Below are 3,672 nucleotides of genomic sequence, written 5' to 3' on the forward strand. Positions count from 1 at the left end.
AAAGCACAATGATGTTTGTCAGCCACCATCGATCGCCGTCCACGTGTCGCGGGCGACTTCGAGCGAAGATCATTTCAGTTTGAAAAAGTCCGTTCGTGCAGGTTCAGCCTGCATCACGACGCTTGCCGGAGTTGTCCGGGAAGTAATTAGTCACAATCTGTCATCAAAATTCACATACCGTACTAAAACGCGTATTTGATCGAGATCAATTACTCACATCTGTTAGCATATGCAGCGAGTGAGTTGGGGTGCGGTGGTTGAGTAGTTGTCGCTGGCACGCCTAACTCATGATTGTAACTAATCAAATTGCACTGTGCGCAATGCAGCGTTGGTGCGGATCATGGTGCTCCGCGGTGGTCCATGTTGTGGCGTTCTGTCGCAGGGGTTGAATGCTGCGCGGATATGAAGTGCTCTTCATCGACTAATCGCTGCGGCAACATATTACTTATTGTCGTGACCTGTCCCGTGTTTGGGGCGGTCAATTGATTATCATTAGCGAGAAAATGATGATTTCGACCTGCCGCAAGGTGCTCAGTGGTGGCGCTGGGTGCTTCTCTGTAATCAGGTGCCGCGGAGGCAGGAGCTTGGCCGTGAGCTTGTCGAATCGTTGCGCAATCGTGGGATCGGTAGATTGGTAAGTGCGCGCGCGGCCTCGGCCTATCACTCGGACGAGCCGAACTCTAGCGGCCCGCAGGTCTGCGAGCCGCGTTACACAACCGGAAGAGCCAAGGTCTAACGGTCGGCGAAGATGCGGTAGCGCTGGGGGTGCAGGCCGATACGGTCGCCGACCTTGAGGGAGTGATCGCGCGGGGCGTCGATCTCGATCAGCGTATCGCCACCGAGGCCGCTCAGCACGATATCGGCGCGCTGCATCGGGCCGAACGCACGTACGGCTTTCACCGCACCTTCAAACACGCCGCTGCCGCTCGGGCCGACCGTCACGTCGTGGCGGCGGACGAACAGCTTGGAGGGGCCGGCGGCGGTGTCCTGTGCTGTGAGATCGAGGTCGCGGTCGCCGAGCCGGACCCGGCCGTCACGCACCTCGACCGGCAGCACGATCGATTCTCCGATAAAGCCGTGCACGAAGGCGGATGCCGGGCGCTCATAGACATCGCCGGGCGAGCCGATCTGTTCGATCCGGCCTTTGTCCATCACCACGACGCGGTTGGCGACTTCGAGCGCCTCTTCCTGGTCGTGGGTCACGAAGATCGAGGTGACGTGAATCTCTTCGTGCAGATTGCGCAGCCAGGCGCGCAGTTCTTTACGCACCTTGGCATCGAGCGCGCCGAACGGCTCGTCGAGCAGCAGGATGCGGGGCTCGATCGCCAGCGCGCGGGCGAGCGCGATACGCTGACGCTGACCGCCGGATAATTGGTTGGGATAGCGATCGGCAAGCCAGCCGAGCTGTACCAGATCGAGCAGATCGCCGACCCGCTTCTTGATCTCCGCTTCGCTCTTGCGGATCTTGCGCGGCTGGACGCGCAGGCCGAACGCGACGTTCTCGAACACGTTCATGTGCCGGAACAGCGCGTAGTGCTGGAATACGAAGCCGACGTGGCGCTCGGCCGCGCCGTGGGCCAGCGCGTCTTCTCCGTCGATCGTCACCACGCCGGAGTCCGGCCACTCGAGGCCGGCAATGATCCGGAGCAGCGTGGTCTTGCCGGAGCCGGAGGGGCCGAGCAGCGCCATCAGCTCGCCGGTCTCGACCCGCAGGTCGACATTGTCGAGTGCGCGGAAGCTGCCGAATTCCTTGACGATGTTGCGGACTTCAATGGTCATCGGGATGCAACCCCTCTTCAATGCGGCCTTCCAGCACGGTCTTGACGATCAGCGTCACCAGCGCGAGCAGCGCCAGCAGCGAGGCGATCGCGAATGCGGCCACCATCTGGTACTCGTTGTAGAGAATTTCGACCAGCAGCGGCATGGTGTTGGTCTCGCCGCGGATATGGCCGGAGACCACCGACACAGCGCCGAACTCACCCATTGCTCGGGCGTTACACAGCAGCACGCCGTACAGCAGGCCCCATTTGATGTTCGGCAGCGTGACGCGCCAGAAGGTGGTCCAGCCGCTGGCGCCGAGCGAGATCGCGGCTTCTTCTTCCTGCTGGCCCTGCTCCTGCATCAGCGGGATCAGTTCGCGCGCCACGAACGGGAAGGTGACGAAGGTCGTCGCCAGCACGATCGCTGGGACCGCGAACAGGATCTGGACGCCATGCGCCATCAGCCATGGCCCGAACCAGCCTTGCGCGCCGAACAGCAGCACGAAGACGAGGCCGGAGATCACGGGCGAGACCGAGAACGGCAGATCGATCAGCGTGATCAGGAAAGTCTTGCCGGGAAAGTCGAATTTCGCGATCGCCCAAGCGGCGATGACGCCGAACACCAGATTGAGACCGACCGAAATGCCGGCCGCAATCAGCGTCAGCTTGATCGCCGCCAGCGCTTCCTCGTCGGCCAGCGCTGACAGATAGAACGTGATGCCTTTCGCCAGGGCCTCGGAAAACACCAGGATCAGCGGCAGCACCACGAACACGGTGAGGAAGGTGAGGGCGAAGCCGATGATCAGTAGCCGCACCCAAGCGGGCTCGGTGTGGGCGGACCGGCGTCCGGCGGCGGCTGGCGCGGCGGCGTCTGCAGATGCGATCGCTGCACGCCTGACTTGACTGGTTGCAATCATCGTCATGGCGTCACGCCGTGGCCAGCGACCGGGACTGCGCCCAGTGCTGGATCCGGTTGAGGACGAAGATGATCAGGAACGAGAAGATCAGCATCACCACCGCGATGGCGGTAGCGTCGGCATAGCGGAATTCCGACAGCCGGATCACGATCAGCAAGGGAGCGATCTCCGAAACATTGGGCAGGTTGCCGGCGATGAAGATCACCGAGCCGTATTCGCCGACCGCGCGAGCGAAGGCGAGGGCGAAGCCGGTGAGCAGCGCCGGCGTCAGTGAGGGAAGAATGACGCGCCAGATCGTCTGCCATCGCGAAGCGCCGAGGCATTCGGCCGCCTCTTCGAGTTCGGTGTCGAGATCGAGTAGCACCGGCTGCACGGTGCGCACCACGAACGGAATCCCGATGAAGATCATCGCCAGGAAAATGCCGAGCGGCGTGAACGCCACCTTGATGCCGAGCGCAGCCAGCGGCGCGCCGAGCCAGCCCTTCTGCGCGAACAGCGTGGTCAGCGCGATACCGGCCACCGCGGTCGGCAGCGCGAACGGGATGTCGACGATCGCATCGAAGATCCGGCGGCCCGGAAAACGGTAGCGCACCAGCGCCCAGACGATCAGCAGCCCGGCGACCAGATTGACGCAGGCTGCGGCGAACGCCAGGCCGAACGAGATTTTCAGCGCATGCAGGGTGCGCGGCGCCGTCACCGTCGACCAAAAGTCGGCGAAGCTCAGCTCGGCGGTTTTGACAAACAGCCCTGCCAGCGGGATCAGGATCATCAGCGATAGCCAGGTGATCGTCAGCCCCATGGTGAGGCCGAAGCCGGGCAACGAGCGACGTTGCGCAACAGCAGTCATGGCGTCACCTGTGCGAAGCTTCCATGTAGATCGACATGCACCAACGCAACATCGGCGTCATTGCGAGGAGCGAAGCGACCAAGCAATCCAGCGTCGTGCACGGAGCTGGATTGCTTCATCTTCGGCTCGCAATGACGGGTGGAAGCAC

Annotated in this window: 4 protein-coding genes; 1 reads left to right on the plus strand and 3 read right to left on the minus strand. The window is 62.3% G+C overall.

Going from position 1 to position 3,672, the window contains the following annotated elements:
• On the plus strand, positions 1 to 199 hold a 199-nt coding region (locus DYI24_RS28145; RefSeq protein ID WP_205523647.1), incomplete at its 5' end, for a hypothetical protein.
• A gap of 533 nt (positions 200 to 732) precedes the next feature.
• On the opposite strand, the gene DYI24_RS23130 is transcribed toward DYI24_RS28145, so the two are convergent.
• Genes DYI24_RS23130 through cysT form a run of 3 tightly spaced genes read right to left on the minus strand, consistent with a single transcriptional unit; the run spans position 733 to position 3,524 of the window.
• Positions 733 to 1,779 (minus strand): sulfate/molybdate ABC transporter ATP-binding protein, encoded by a 1,047-nt coding sequence (locus DYI24_RS23130; RefSeq protein ID WP_164574000.1) that lies wholly within the window; start codon positions 1,777 to 1,779, stop codon positions 733 to 735.
• Positions 1,769 to 2,683 carry a sulfate ABC transporter permease subunit CysW gene (gene cysW, locus DYI24_RS23135; protein WP_164574001.1) on the minus strand — a complete coding sequence of 305 codons (915 nt, stop codon included), beginning with the start codon at positions 2,681 to 2,683 and terminating at the stop codon, positions 1,769 to 1,771. The genes DYI24_RS23130 and cysW overlap by 11 nt, the downstream gene beginning before the upstream one ends.
• Positions 2,684 to 2,687: 4 nt before the next feature.
• Positions 2,688 to 3,524, minus strand: a complete 837-nt coding sequence (gene cysT, locus DYI24_RS23140; RefSeq protein WP_107342935.1) for a sulfate ABC transporter permease subunit CysT — start codon at positions 3,522 to 3,524, stop codon at positions 2,688 to 2,690.
• Positions 3,525 to 3,672 lie beyond the last annotated feature (148 nt).

It is taken from the genome of Rhodopseudomonas sp. BR0C11, assembly GCF_010820945.1.
Taxonomy (GTDB): Bacteria; Pseudomonadota; Alphaproteobacteria; order Rhizobiales; family Xanthobacteraceae; genus Rhodopseudomonas; species Rhodopseudomonas palustris_H.